We start from the raw sequence: 12,041 nt of genomic DNA on the forward strand, positions 1-12,041 counted from the left end.
GGAAGTATAGGTGCAAGTTTTGAGGTGGCCTACAAGTGGATGGGGCGGGTCCCCGGTGGACTGGCCGTGGCCACGGTGGCGGCCTCCACCCTCCTCGCGGCCATGGTGGGGGTGATCGGGGCGGCGGTGGTGACCATGGCCCTGGTGGCCCTGCCCTCCATGCTCCGGCGGGGCTACAGCCCCGTCCTAGCCACGGGTACGGTCATGGCCGGGGGTACCCTGGGCATCCTCATTCCCCCAAGCGTCCTGGCCATCGTCTACGGCCTGGTGGCCAACCAGTCCGTGGGGGAGCTCTACCTGGGCTCGGTCCTTCCCGGCCTCCTTCTCTCCGCCCTGTACATGGGGTTTTCCGTGATCTACGCCCTCCTTTACCCCCAGGCCGCCCCCCGGATCCCGAAGGAAGAGGCCCCCACCTGGGGGGAGCGCTGGCGGGCCCTAGGCAAGATCTGGGCTCCCCTCCTCCTCATCTTTCTCGTCCTAGGAACCATCTTCTTGGGCCTCGCCGCCCCCACGGAGGCCGCGGCCGTGGGGGCCTTCGGCTCCCTCCTGGTGGCCGCCCTCCACCGCCGCCTCACCCTGGCCAACCTGCGCCTGGCCCTGGAGCAGACCGCCAAGGCCACGGCCATGGTGCTCTGGATCATCTTCGGGGCCAACGCCTTCGTGGCCTTCTACGTGGCCCAGGGCGGGGACCGGTACATCGCCGACCTCCTCCTGGGCACCGGGCTCTCCCCCTGGGGGATCCTGCTCCTGATGCAGCTTATCCTCATCGTCCTGGGGATGTTTCTGGACTGGGTGGGGATCCTCCTCCTGGCGGTGCCGGTTTTCGTGCCCATCATCCGGCAGTTGGGTTTTGACCCCCTGTGGTTCGGGGTGCTCTACCTGGTGAACATGCAGATGTCCTTCCTAAGCCCCCCCTTCGGCTACGCGCTCTTCTACGTGCGGGGGGTAGCCCCCCAGATCCCCATGGGGGTCATCTACCGGGCGGCCATCCCCTTTCTCCTCCTCCAGCTCACCGGCCTGGTCCTGGTGATGCTCTTCCCAGGGCTTGCCACCTGGCTGCCTAGCCTGGTCTATGGGCGCTAGGGCGGACGTCCTGGTGGTGGGGGCGGGGCTTCTGGGGCTCTCGGCCGCCTACTTCTTGGGCAAGCGGGGCCTTAGGGTGCTCCTCCTGGACCCCAGGCCGCCCCTTACTTGCACCAGCGACAAGTCCACGGAGTGCTACCGGGTCTTCTGGCCGGGGGATGAGGCCCTAGCCCTCCTGGTGGGGCGGAGCCTCGAGCTCCTCGCGGCCTTCCCCGAGGTGCGGAGGAACCGCCGGGGCTACCTCTACGCGGGGCGTGAGGAAGACCTCTTGGCGCTCTCTGAGGGGGCGGAGGCCGCCCTCCACGTCCGCCCCGCGGGATGGCTGGACGCCTGGGGCCTGGGGCAGGCCCTCTGGCGGCGCGTCTTGGAGGCTGGGGGGCGGCTTCTTTCCGGGCGGGCGGTGGGGCTGGAGGTGGAAGGGGGAAAGGTGGTGGGTGTGGCCACGGAGGGCGGGGAAACCCTCCGGGCGGAAGCGGTGGTCCTGGCGGCGGGGCCCGGGTTTCCCGAACTCCTCAAGGAGCTAGAGGAAGAGATGCCCCTGGAACGGGAGGCCCACTTCAAGGCCTGGTTCCCGGACCCCCAGGGAGCCTTCCCCAAGGAAGCCCCTCTCCTCATCCTCCAGGAGGAGGTGCGGCTTTTTGGGGAGGAGAAGGCCCTTCTCCTGGGGGAGGAGGAGACCTTGGCCCCCTACCTCAAGGCCCTGCCCCGTTCCGCTCCCGTAGGTAGGGGTAGGAGGCGGTGCGCACGGGAAGCGCCCCCCCACCTGGCGGAGCACCCCGGTCAGGCTGGCGGTGGAGTAGGCAGCGATGGCCGCCTGGCCCTGGGCGAAGAGGTTCTGGGAATCCGTCCAGTTCCTTCCGGTGTTGGCCGCCACCCCCTCCTGCACCAGGCGGGCGTAGGTGTCCAGGAAGGCCACCGCGGCCTCGTTGTCAAAGGTCACCTCGGTGGCCCAGGCCCTGCGGCCGTTCTCCCCGTTGCAGAAGAAGAGACCGGAGTTATAGGTGAACTGCTTCACAAACCAGGAGTCTATGGGGATGGAGAGGCCGTAGCGCACGGTGCGCCCCTGAACGTCCTTCTTGGTGAGCTTGCGGGCGGCCTCCTCTAGGTCCTTCAGGGTCCAGCTGGTCTTGAAGGACACCCCCGCCTCCTCTAAAGCGGCGGCGTTGAAGTATAGGATGGGGTTGGAGGAGTTGAAGGCCAGACCGTACAGCTTGCCCTCCACCGTGTAGTAGTTCCTGGGCTGGGAGAGGAAGCGGTCCAGGCCAAACCCGTTGGCCCGGGCGAGGTCCTCCAGGGGGACCACAGCACCGGAGTCGGCCATGATCCGGGCCCCGATGTCGTAGACCTGGATCACGTGGGGGTAGCCCCGCCCCGCCCTTAGGGCCGCTAGGAGCTTGTTGATCCCGTCGTCGTAGCTCCCCACATATTGGGCCTTGACCTCGTAGCGGTTCTGGCTCCGGTTGAAGTCCTGGACCAAGGCCTCCGTGGCCTCCCCCAAGACCCCCCCATGGAGTGCCAGAACTGCAGGGTGATCTTCCTCTGGGCCAACGCCACCCCCAAACCTAGGACCGAAAGCCACACCAGCCTGCGCATACCCACCTCCTATCCCTTCAGCCCGCCTAGGGTCACCCCCCGCACCAGGGCCCTCTGGGCGAGCAGGAAGACCAAAAGGCTCGGGATAAGGCTAAGGACCGAGGCCGCGGCCACCACGTTCCACCGAGCCACGGCGTCCTGCTCGTTGAGAATGAAGTTGATCCCCAGCTGGACGGTCATTATCTCCTTGCTCTGGACCACCACCAGGGGCCAGAGGTACATGTTCCAGCTGCCGATGAAGGTGAGGGCGGCCAGGGCCGAGAGAACGGGGGCGGAAAGGGGGAAGGCCAGATGGCGGAGCACGGCTAGGTGGCCGGCCCCGTCGATGCGGGCCGCGTCAAAATAGTCCTGGGGCAGGGCCTTGAGGTGCTGGCGCAGGAGGAAAACCCCTAGGGGGCTGGCGGCGAAGGGCACGATTAGGGCCCAGTAGGTGTCCAGCCCCCCTAAACGGTCCACAAAGAGGTACAGGGGCAGGAAGGTGATCTCGCCGGGGATGAGGAGGAAGGCCACGGCGAGGCCCAGGAAGAGGCTCTGGCCCCGGAAGTGGAACCGGGCCAGGGCATAGCCCGCAGGAAGGCTGGTGAGGAAGACAAGGAGGGTGGTGGCCCCGGCCACCAGGAGGCTATTGAGGAGGTAACGCCCCAGGGGGTAGTCGGTGAGGGCCACCCGGTAAGCCTCGAGGGTGGCCCCTTCCAGCCAGAGCCCTGGCTGGAAGATCCGTTCCGGTGGCCGGAAGCTCGTTGAAAGGAGGACGAGGAGGGGCAGGAGGAGAAGCAAGGCGTACCCACCGGCCACCAGGTAGAGAGGGAAGAGCCGTCTAGCCATAGTGCACCCGCCTCCCCAGAAGCCAAAACTGCAGGGCCGCCAGGACGATGAGGAGGAGGAGCAAGACGGCCTCCGCCAGGGCGTAGGGCACGCGGAAGTTGAAGAAGGCATCCTGGTAGACCCGGTAGATCCAGAGCGTGGTGCTCTCCAAGGGCCCTCCCCGGGTGAGGAGGTGGATGGGGCCGAAGGCGGTGAGGCTCTTCAGAACCACCAGGAGCCCCACCAGGAAGAGCACGGGGGACAAGAGGGGCAGGGTCACCCGGAAGAAGCGGGTCCAGGGGGTGGCCCCGTCCACCAGGGCTGCCTCTAGAACCTCTTCAGGGATGCTCTGGAGGCCCGCGGTGAGGAGGATGGCGGTGAAGCCCACCCCCGACCAGGCGGTGACGACCGCCAAGGTGGGAAGGGCCCAGTCCGGGTGGGTGAGCCAGGGGAAGGGCCCCAGGCCGAGGCCCTGGAGGAGGTAGTTCAGGTACCCCCCCCACGGGGTGGAGGAACCAGCCCCAGGCCACTGCGGCCACCGCGGTGGGCACCGCGGCGGTGAGGAAGAAGAGGACCCGGAACAGGGCCACCCCAGGGTAGCTGCGGTAGACCAGAAGGGCGGCAAGGAGGCCCAGGCCCAGCTCTAGGAGGACCACCATCAGGGCGAAGAGGAGGGAGCGCAGGGCGCTGGCCCAAAACTCCGGGGCCTGAAGGACCTGCAGGTATTGGGCCAGCCCCGCAAAGGAGGCCTTCCGGCCCAGAAAGTCCTCCTCGCGCAGAGAAAGCCAGACCCCTTGGAGGAGGGGCCAGAGGTAGAAGGCCCCGAAGAGGAGGTAGGCCGGGAGGAGGAGGCCGTAGGCCCAGAATCCCTCCTGCAAGGGGGCTACCCGGCCCAAGGGGCGTAGCTCCGAACGGACCACGGAAAAAAGAGTAGGCCCCAACTGTCAGGGAGGAGTCAGGAACCGGGACTCAGGCCAGGGAGAGGACTCCTTCCGACTCCCCCTCCCGGAGGAGACGGGCCAAGGTCTCAACCCCCTCCACCGTCTTGGGGGTCAGGGCCTGGAAGGGCCCCGCGTCCAGGAGGTAGGCCTTCCGCCCCCGGAGGTAGCCCAAAAGCCACCCTCCCCGGGCCAGGTGGGCCTCCACCGCTTTCCGGGCTTCCTCCAAGCCGTAGCCGCAGAAGGCCAGGAAGACCACCTCCGCCTGGGGCACCGCCTCCGGGGGGACCCTCCGGCTTGGGGCCCCCGCGGGGGGCCCCAGGTACGCCCCTCCCGCGGCCTCCACCGCCTCCCGCACCCAATGCCCGCCTAGGTAAGGGGGGTCCAGCCACTCCAGGAAGGCCACCCGGGGCCTGGGGAAAAGGGGTGGGGGGAGGGCGGCCAGGCGGGCGGAAAGCCTCTCCACCAAAGCCTCCGCCCGCCTCTCCAGCCCCAGGGCCTCTCCCAGGCGCCTAAGGTCACGGAAGAGGTCCCCCAGGCGGGCGCCCTGGAGCTCCAGCATCCTGGGGGCTCTGGGAAGGAAGGCCAGGGCCCCTTCCACCTCCCGGGGGGTGGGGGCGCAGACCTCGCAGACCCCCTGGGTGAGGAGGAGGTCGGGGGCCAACCCCAGGAGGACCTCCCCCCGGACCCGGTAAAGGGAAAGCCCCTGGCGGTGGGCCTCCCGCACCCTCCGGTCGATCTCCTCCTGGGGGAGCCCCGGAGGAATGAGGCTTTCCGTGAGCACGGGAAGCCCCCGGGGGTTGGGGCAACTGTGGCTCACCCCCACCGGCTCCACCCCCAAGGCCTCGAGGCAGAGGGTGCCTGCAGGCACCAGGCTGGCTACGCGCATGCCTCCAGCATAAGGCCTTGACGGGTGGCTCTACAGGTTGTAGGTTATCCAGCAGGACGCCCAAGACTTAGGGTGTCCTGGCCGCGGGGCCAGGCCGACAGGTCTGGACGCCCATGGCGGCGGGGGAAGTCCGGTGAGAGTCCGGCGCTGTCCCGCAACGGTAACCGGCCCCTGGCCGGAAGCCCGAGTACCCGCCTCGCGGTCCTGCCCCGTAGCCCTCGAGGCAAGGGCGAAGGTGGTGATGCGCATGGGTCCTTAAGGAGAGTCCTCCTCCCCTAAAACCGGCAGCGGCTCAGGCTTTTTGGCTCTTGGGGGTGTTTTGCCCCTGGAAGGAGGGTGCGCGTGAGGGAAACGCGCATGGCCTACCCCGTCTTCCCTGGGGAGACCAACCACTACGGAACGCTTTTCGGTGGAACCGTCCTGGCCTGGATGGACCAGGCAGCCTTTGTGGCCGCCACCCGCCACGCCCGCAAGAAGGTGGTCACCGTCCACGCCGACGCGGTGGATTTTAAGCGCCCTGTGCCTCTGGGATCCATCGTGGAGCTCCTGGCCCGGGTGGTAGAGGTGGGGCGGACCTCCATGCGGGTGGCGGTGGAAATGTGGGTGGAACCCTTAGAAGGAGAACGGTACTTGGCTGCCCAAGGGGGGTTCGTCCTGGTGGCCCTGGACGAGAAGGGACGGCCAGCCCCCGTCCCCCCACTGGAGGGAAAGGATGCTCACCGAACCCCGTAAGGCCTACCGTCCCTACGAGTACCCGGAGCTCCTCCGCTTCCGGGACGCCATCCGCCACAGCTACTGGGTACACACGGAGTTCAGCTACCAGGCTGACCTGCAGGACCACGCCCTGGCGGAGCCCGAGGTTCGGAGCCTGGTGGAGAGGGTCCTTTCCGCCATCGCCCAGGTGGAGCTCTCCGTGAAGCTCTTCTGGGCCAGAGTCTACGAGCGTTTCCCCAAGCCCGAGGTGGCGGAAGTGGGCATGACCTTTGCCGAAAGCGAGGTGCGCCACGCCAACGCCTACGCCCACCTCCTAGACCTCCTGGACCTAAACGGCCTCTTCGGCCGCTACCTGGAGGAGGCCACCCCCTTGCGGGCCCGGGCAGCGGGCCTGGAAGGGGTCCTTCGCCGGGCCAAGGAAGGGGGCCTGAGGGAATACGCCCTCTCCCTCCTGCTCTTCTCCTCCTTCGTGGAGCACATCTCCCTCTTCTCCCAGTTCTACGCCCTCATGGCCCTAAACCGCCGGGGGAACCGCTACAAGGGCATCGCTAACGCCATAGAGGCTACCAGCAAGGAGGAGAACATCCACGGCCTCTTCGGGGTTGAGCTCCTCAGGATCCTCCAGGAGGAGCGCCCTGAGCTCTTTGGAGAGGGATTTGCGGAAGAGGCCCTGCGCCTGGCCCGGGATTTCCTCAAAGCGGAGGAGGATCTCTTGGACTGGCTTTTTGCCGGAGGGGACACCCCCTTCGTGGATCGGGAGGAGACCCACGAGTTCCTCAAGGATCGGTACAACACCGTCCTCTCCCTCCATGGGCTTCCTGAGGCCTTCCCGGTGAGGAGGGAGGTCCTGAAGGACACAGAGTGGTTCACCCTGGAGCTCTTGACAGACAAGGACGTGGACTTTTTCAACAAAAGGAGCGTGGCCTACGCCCGGAGGGTAAAGGCCTTTGACCCTGATGAACTCTTCTAGGAGGAAGGGGAGATGCTAAAGAAAAAGCACGCCTACGAACCTTGGTACTGGGCCAACCCCCACACCCGCCTCTACATGCAAAGGGGCTACCTCCTCCCCAGGGTCACGGTGGAGGAGCGGGTGCGGCAGATCGCCCTCCACGCGGAGGCCCTCACGGGGATCCCCGGCTTCGCGGAGAAGTTCATCCATTACATGGCCAAGGGGTACTACTCCCTGGCCACCCCGGTGTGGGCTAACTACGGCCTTAAGCGGGGCTTTCCCATCTCCTGCTACGGCACCTACGTGGAGGACGACACCGCCTCCATCCTAAAGGCGGTGGCGGAAGTGGGCATGATGAGCAAGCAGGGGGGTGGGACCTCCGTCTACCTGGGGACCCTACGCCCCCGGGGGGCCCCCATCCGGGATAACGGGGAGAGCAACGGCTCCTACGCCTTCGCCAGCCTCTTTGACCGGGCCATTGAGGTCTTCAACCAAGGCTCCACCCGCAGGGGCCAGTGCGCGGCCTACATTGACGTGGAGCACCCCGACCTGGAGGAGTGGTTCAAGATCCAGCGGGAGGGAAGCGAGATCCAGGCCCTCTTCTGGGGCGTGGCCCTCCCTGACCGCTGGATGGAGGCCATGGTGGCAGGGGACCGGGAGAAGCGGGAGGTGTGGGCCAAGATCCTCAAGGCCCGCTTTGAAGGGGGCATCCCCTACCTCTTCTTCCGGGACGCGGCAGAGCGGGGCATGCCGGAGGTCTTCAAGGCCCTAGGCCTCAGGATCCACGCCAGCAACCTCTGCACGGAGATCATGCTCCCCTCCTCCCCCGAGGAGAGCTTCGTCTGTTGCCTCTCCTCCCTAAACCTCCTCCACTACGACGAGTGGAAGGACACGGACGCGGTGGAGACCCTGGTGATCTTCCTGGACTCCGTCCTGGACGACTTCATAAGGAAGGCGGAGGGGATCCCCTACATGGAGCGGGCGGTGCGCTTTGCCCAGCGCTACCGGGCGGTCGGCCTTGGGGTCTTGGGCTGGCATAGCTACCTCCAGTCCAAGATGATCCCCCTGGAGAGCATGGAGGCCCGCTACCTCAACCTGGAGATCTTCAAGGCAGTACGGGAGCGCGCAGAGGAGGCCTCCCGTTGGCTTAGGAAGCGCCACCCCGAAGACCCCTTGGCGGACGTGGGGGAGCTCAAGGAGAGGCGGAACGCCACCCTGCTCGCCATCGCCCCCACCAAGTCCAGCTCCTTCATCCTAGGCCAGGCCTCCCCCTCCATAGAGCCCTACACCAGCAACTACCACCTGAAGGACCTGCAGAAGGCCAAGGTGCCCTTCAAGAACCCCTTCCTGGAACAGCTCCTAAAGCAAAAGGGCAAGGACGAGGAAAAGGTGTGGCGGAGCATCCTGGAGCACAACGGCTCCGTCCAGCACCTGGACTTCCTCACGGAGGAGGAGAAGGCAGTCTTCAAAACCTTCTCGGAGATCTCCCAGCTGGAGCTGGTTCGCCAGGCCGCGGCCCGGCAGAGGTACATCGACCAAGGCCAGTCCCTGAACCTGGTGATCCACCCCGAAGCCCCCCTAAAGGACGTGAACGGGCTCTACCTAGAGGCCTGGCGTTCGGGGCTAAAAAGCCTCTACTACCAGTACAACCAGAGCGTAGCCCAGGTCTACAGCCGGGACCTCCTCCTGGGGTGCAAGGCTTGCGAGGCATAAAGCGCGCAAGGCCCCCCACCACGCCAGGGCGATAGGGGAAGCTGTTTTCAGGGTGGGCTCCAGCCCACCCTGGCCTCACGCGTTTGGGGCAAAGACCGTTTGGTTTTCCGGCAATGCGGCCAAAACGTGCCCTGGCTCGGGTAGACCAAAGGGGACTTTCGGACTCTTCCTCCCTGGGCCCTACAGCAGCGCGAGGGGGCCCAGGACCACGTTCAGGAGAACAAACACCGCCGTGGTGCAGTTGAAGGCGTTGTTGATTTCTGCCCTGACCTCTCGGTGTAGGGCCTCAAACGTTACCCCTATCCCCCTCGCACCTCCCCAAACCTTCCCTCCATCTTCTGGCGCAACGCCTCTCCATAGGAATTCCAGGACCCTAAGGGACGCTAAGCATCCTCCTGCACCTATGAGGCGAAAGCTCGGGTGGGGTACTTGCTCCACAGCCATTGAGAAGGATAAAGAGGGGGAAGCATGCGCAAGGTGTTCGCCCCTTGACCATCCTTTGCTCCTTACCGCCTGCACCGGGGATTTGAGGCTCACCTTTCACCCTCATCGTGGAGAGGCACGCGGGTATGTTGGCCCTATACGCCTAAGCCTCCAAGGGGTTCCCGGGACCTCTCTAAGCCCTGACAGGCTAGAGGGGTCGGTAGGGCCAACCGCTACGAGAAAATCCTGCAAGTGGCCTCCTAGGCCCCCCAGGGGACTTATAGGGGCACGCTGGTGGCTATGGGCGATGCCCCCTCGGACGAGGCTCCTCTCACAGTGGTGGTAACCCCTCGCTAAGTACCCCACCGAAGCTTTCGCTTCGGTGGGGGCCCCAGAATAAGGGCCCAGCACGCCCTTCCTCCAAGCCCCATGGGGATTTTTCAATGTCGGAGCCCTTAGACCGAAAAGGGGGTGGCTTACCGTTCACCCAAAAGCCCCCGCCGGATCCTTTCCTCCTCCAGGCGGAAGGCCTCCACCAGGAGGACCGCCTCGGAAAGCTCCTCCTCCCACCTCTCCCCCGCCCGGGCCAGCTCCCCCTCCAAGGGGCGGAAAGGGCTTATGCGGAAATGGTCCCCCGGGAGGGCCACCCAGAGGCTTTCCCCCTCCACCGCCACCCAGAAGGGCCGCCCCAGGTGCCCCCTCGCCTCCACCAGGGCCTCCATCACCGCCGGGGTGAGGAGCTTCCGGGCCGCCACCTGGTCCGCCCCGAAGGCATCGAAGAGGCGCTCAAACTCAGGGCCCTCCAGGCGCACCCGGGCAAGCCCCCCACCCCGCCCCAGGCGGGAGAGGAGGAAAAGGGCGGGGGCCAGGCCCATCAGGACCAGGGCAGGGACGGGTTCGGCATCCCACTCCCCGGAGCTCCAAACCGCGTACCCGAAGAGGAGCCAAACCCCGTACCACAGGCCAAAGAAGAGGACCAAGGACCGGGGCGAAGCCCCGCCGGCCCGCACCCCCATCCCCTGGGGCGCGATCCGCACGGGGGTTGCCGCGGGGAAAGGGAGGTGGAGGCGGTACAGGGTGCCCTTGAAGACCAGGGCGTAGTAGGTTCTCCCCCTACAGCCCCTCCGCTTCTCCCACAGGGCCAGGTCGGTGGAAAGGAAGGGGATGCCCCCCACCTCCCCCTCCACCCGGTCCTCGCTCCTGTAGCGGTCGGGCTTCCGGAAGAGGCCGGAAGGGGCCACCGCCTCCCAAGGGAGGCCCTCAGGGCGGTAGCGGAAGCCCATGCGCCCGGCCAGGAGGGGGAGGAAGCGCCCCTTGACCGCGTCCACGTAGAGGGAAGGGAGCCCCCAGGCCCCCAGTAGGAGGATGGCCCCCAGGTAGAAGGGCCACTCCCCCACCTGGACGGCGAAGGCCCAGCCCACGGATCCCGCCCCCAGAAGGCCCAAAAGGAAAGCCCAAAGGAGCACCCTCCTCCGGTAGGACTCCAGCTCGCCCACGGCGGCCCCCTTCACCCCTCACCTCCTGCCCATTCCAGGAGGGGCCGGGGGTCCTCCGAGTTCAGGAGGAGGGCCCGCCCCCTGAGGAGGAGGAGCACCCCATCCCCCTTCCCCGCCCCCACGTAGGCCTCCACCGGGGTGTCCTTGGGGAGGCCGGGGGGTGGGGGCTCGAAGGCAAACCGCCCTAGGGGGATTCCCCGACGGGTGTGGAACCCAGGCAGGCTCGTCCCCTGCCCCTTTCGCCAGGGGAAAGGGAGGCGGTACTTCACGGGGAAGGCCCGGAGCACGTCCGCCCTCCGCACCTCCCGCCCCCTCAGGGGCCCGTGCACCACCAGGAGGTCGCCCCCCAACTGGTAGTGGAGCCTTTCGGGGGAGCTCGCGATCCAGTACACCAAGGCCCCCATGAGGAGGGCCTCCAGGAAGACCACGACGGAGACCAAGGGGCGGACCTCCTCCGGGGCCGCCAGGGCGGAAAGGGCCAGGAGCCCCAGGCCAAGGAGGTAGGCGGCCAGGAGGAGGGGCTTGGGGTTTCCGTCGCGACGGGGTTCCAGGCGCATGCGCCAGGCCTCCCCTCCCATCCCTCACCCCTTTAGGAGCCGCCCGAGGTCGGGAGGCTCGCGCTCCTCCTCGGGGACCGTGAAAACCGGCTTGCGCTGGAGGCCCATCATGCGGGCGAAGAGGTTCGTGGGGATCTGCTCCAGAGCGTTGTTGTAGGCGGTAACCGCCCCGTTGTAGAAGCGCCGGGCGGCGGCGATGGAGTCCTCCACCTCCGTGAGGGCCGCCTGGAGCTGGAGGAAGTTCGCGCTGGCCTTCAGGTCAGGGTAGGCCTCCAGGCGGGCCAGGAGCCGGGGGAGGAGGCGGCCGATCTCCCCCTCGGCCCGGAGCTCCTCTTCGGGGCTCTCCGCCTTGGCTGCCCTTTCCCTAAGCTCCACCAAGCGCTCCAGGAGCTCCCGCTCGTGGTCCCGGTAGGCTTTGACCGCCTCCACCAGGTTGGGGATGAGGTCCCGGCGCTTCTTGAGCTGGGCTTCCACCGCTCCGAAGGCGTTCTCCACCTCGTTTTTGCGGGCCACCACCGCGTTGTAGGCCAGGACGGCCGCCAGAAGGATAAGGAGCAGAAGGGCAAGGATAACCCACACCGTTTCCTCCTAAGGCTTCCAGTCTGCTTCCCTCTAGAGCATACCTTGCTGGAAAGCGGTCAGGTTCTACCCCGCCAGTATAGCATCTTTTGAAGGGGGACAGGAAACACATGTAGTTGGCCAGCACATTTGAGACTCTGTGGGGACCCCCTCCTCCTTGAGCTTAGCCAGGAACCCCAAGGGCGCAAGACCCCCCAAAGCCCGGTGCGGCCTCCGCCCGTTGTAGTAGTCCAAATACGCATCCAACTCCCGCTGAAGCCCCTCAATCCCAGAAGGCAGAGGACGCGTGTAAAACTCGTCCCG

The 12,041-nt window shown here is 66.6% G+C and carries 12 protein-coding genes, 1 pseudogene and 1 riboswitch; of the genes and pseudogenes, 5 read left to right on the forward strand and 8 right to left on the reverse strand.

What is annotated here, in order from left to right; genetic code table 11:
- Positions 1-1,083: TRAP transporter large permease subunit (locus WKI94_RS09910; protein ID WP_337845578.1), on the forward strand; the 1,083-nt coding region annotated here is incomplete at its 5' end.
- Positions 1,073-1,594 (forward strand): annotated as a pseudogene (locus WKI94_RS09915) (FAD-dependent oxidoreductase); the annotation flags it as partial. The gene WKI94_RS09910 and the pseudogene WKI94_RS09915, both read left to right, overlap by 11 nt.
- A gap of 9 nt (positions 1,595-1,603) precedes the next feature.
- Here the strand turns inward: WKI94_RS09915 and WKI94_RS09920 are convergent.
- From WKI94_RS09920 to WKI94_RS09935, 4 genes are all read right to left on the reverse strand, one after another.
- Positions 1,604-2,581 (reverse strand): extracellular solute-binding protein, encoded by a 978-nt coding sequence (locus tag WKI94_RS09920; RefSeq protein ID WP_337845579.1) that lies wholly within the window; start codon positions 2,579-2,581, stop codon positions 1,604-1,606.
- A 104-nt stretch (positions 2,582-2,685) separates the two neighbouring features.
- Complete coding sequence (locus WKI94_RS09925) at positions 2,686-3,501, reverse strand: carbohydrate ABC transporter permease (RefSeq protein WP_337845580.1); 816 nt, start codon at positions 3,499-3,501, stop codon at positions 2,686-2,688.
- Entirely contained in the window at positions 3,494-4,105 is a 612-nt protein-coding gene (locus WKI94_RS09930; protein ID WP_337845581.1) for a sugar ABC transporter permease, read from the reverse strand. The genes WKI94_RS09925 and WKI94_RS09930 overlap by 8 nt, the downstream gene beginning before the upstream one ends.
- Positions 4,106-4,449: 344 nt before the next feature.
- Positions 4,450-5,307 (reverse strand): ABC transporter substrate-binding protein, encoded by an 858-nt coding sequence (locus WKI94_RS09935; RefSeq protein ID WP_337845582.1) that lies wholly within the window; start codon positions 5,305-5,307, stop codon positions 4,450-4,452.
- Positions 5,308-5,406: 99 nt separating this feature from the next.
- Positions 5,407-5,504: riboswitch (cobalamin riboswitch) on the forward strand.
- Positions 5,505-5,664: 160 nt separating this feature from the next.
- Between WKI94_RS09935 and WKI94_RS09940 the strand changes: the two genes are divergently transcribed.
- From WKI94_RS09940 to WKI94_RS09950, 3 genes are read left to right on the forward strand one after another with little or no spacing between them, the layout of a single operon-like run.
- Positions 5,665-6,039, forward strand: coding sequence for an acyl-CoA thioesterase (locus WKI94_RS09940; RefSeq protein WP_337845589.1), 375 nt, complete (start codon positions 5,665-5,667; stop codon positions 6,037-6,039).
- Positions 6,020-6,991 (forward strand): ribonucleotide-diphosphate reductase subunit beta, encoded by a 972-nt coding sequence (locus tag WKI94_RS09945; RefSeq protein ID WP_337845583.1) that lies wholly within the window; start codon positions 6,020-6,022, stop codon positions 6,989-6,991. Before WKI94_RS09940 ends, WKI94_RS09945 begins: the two co-directional genes overlap by 20 nt.
- Before the next feature lie 12 nt (positions 6,992-7,003).
- Complete coding sequence (locus tag WKI94_RS09950; protein WP_337845584.1) at positions 7,004-8,683, forward strand: ribonucleoside-diphosphate reductase subunit alpha; 1,680 nt, start codon at positions 7,004-7,006, stop codon at positions 8,681-8,683.
- An 899-nt stretch (positions 8,684-9,582) separates the two neighbouring features.
- Here the strand turns inward: WKI94_RS09950 and WKI94_RS09955 are convergent.
- The 4 genes from WKI94_RS09955 to WKI94_RS09970 form a co-directional block, all read right to left on the reverse strand.
- Positions 9,583-10,617 (reverse strand): DUF3137 domain-containing protein, encoded by a 1,035-nt coding sequence (locus tag WKI94_RS09955; RefSeq protein WP_337845585.1) that lies wholly within the window; start codon positions 10,615-10,617, stop codon positions 9,583-9,585.
- Entirely contained in the window at positions 10,614-11,159 is a 546-nt protein-coding gene (locus WKI94_RS09960) for a hypothetical protein (protein ID WP_337845586.1), read from the reverse strand. The genes WKI94_RS09955 and WKI94_RS09960 overlap by 4 nt, the downstream gene beginning before the upstream one ends.
- A gap of 24 nt (positions 11,160-11,183) precedes the next feature.
- Complete coding sequence (locus WKI94_RS09965; RefSeq protein WP_337845587.1) at positions 11,184-11,738, reverse strand: LemA family protein; 555 nt, start codon at positions 11,736-11,738, stop codon at positions 11,184-11,186.
- 66 nt (positions 11,739-11,804) lie between these two features.
- Positions 11,805-12,041: integrase core domain-containing protein (locus WKI94_RS09970; RefSeq protein ID WP_337845588.1), on the reverse strand; the 237-nt coding region annotated here is incomplete at its 5' end.

The organism is Thermus sp., from assembly GCF_037444525.1.
In the GTDB taxonomy this organism is placed as follows: Bacteria; Deinococcota; Deinococci; order Deinococcales; family Thermaceae; genus Thermus.

Coding starts and splice junctions, on each gene's coding strand:
- WKI94_RS09925 (WP_337845580.1), bottom strand. CDS start 3,501: ATGGCTAGACGGCTCTTCCCTCTCTACCTGGTGGCCGGTGGGTACGCC.
- WKI94_RS09960 (WP_337845586.1), bottom strand. CDS start 11,159: ATGCGCCTGGAACCCCGTCGCGACGGAAACCCCAAGCCCCTCCTCCTG.
- WKI94_RS09935 (WP_337845582.1), bottom strand. CDS start 5,307: ATGCGCGTAGCCAGCCTGGTGCCTGCAGGCACCCTCTGCCTCGAGGCC.
- WKI94_RS09940 (WP_337845589.1), top strand. CDS start 5,665: ATGGCCTACCCCGTCTTCCCTGGGGAGACCAACCACTACGGAACGCTT.
- WKI94_RS09945 (WP_337845583.1), top strand. CDS start 6,020: ATGCTCACCGAACCCCGTAAGGCCTACCGTCCCTACGAGTACCCGGAG.
- WKI94_RS09950 (WP_337845584.1), top strand. CDS start 7,004: ATGCTAAAGAAAAAGCACGCCTACGAACCTTGGTACTGGGCCAACCCC.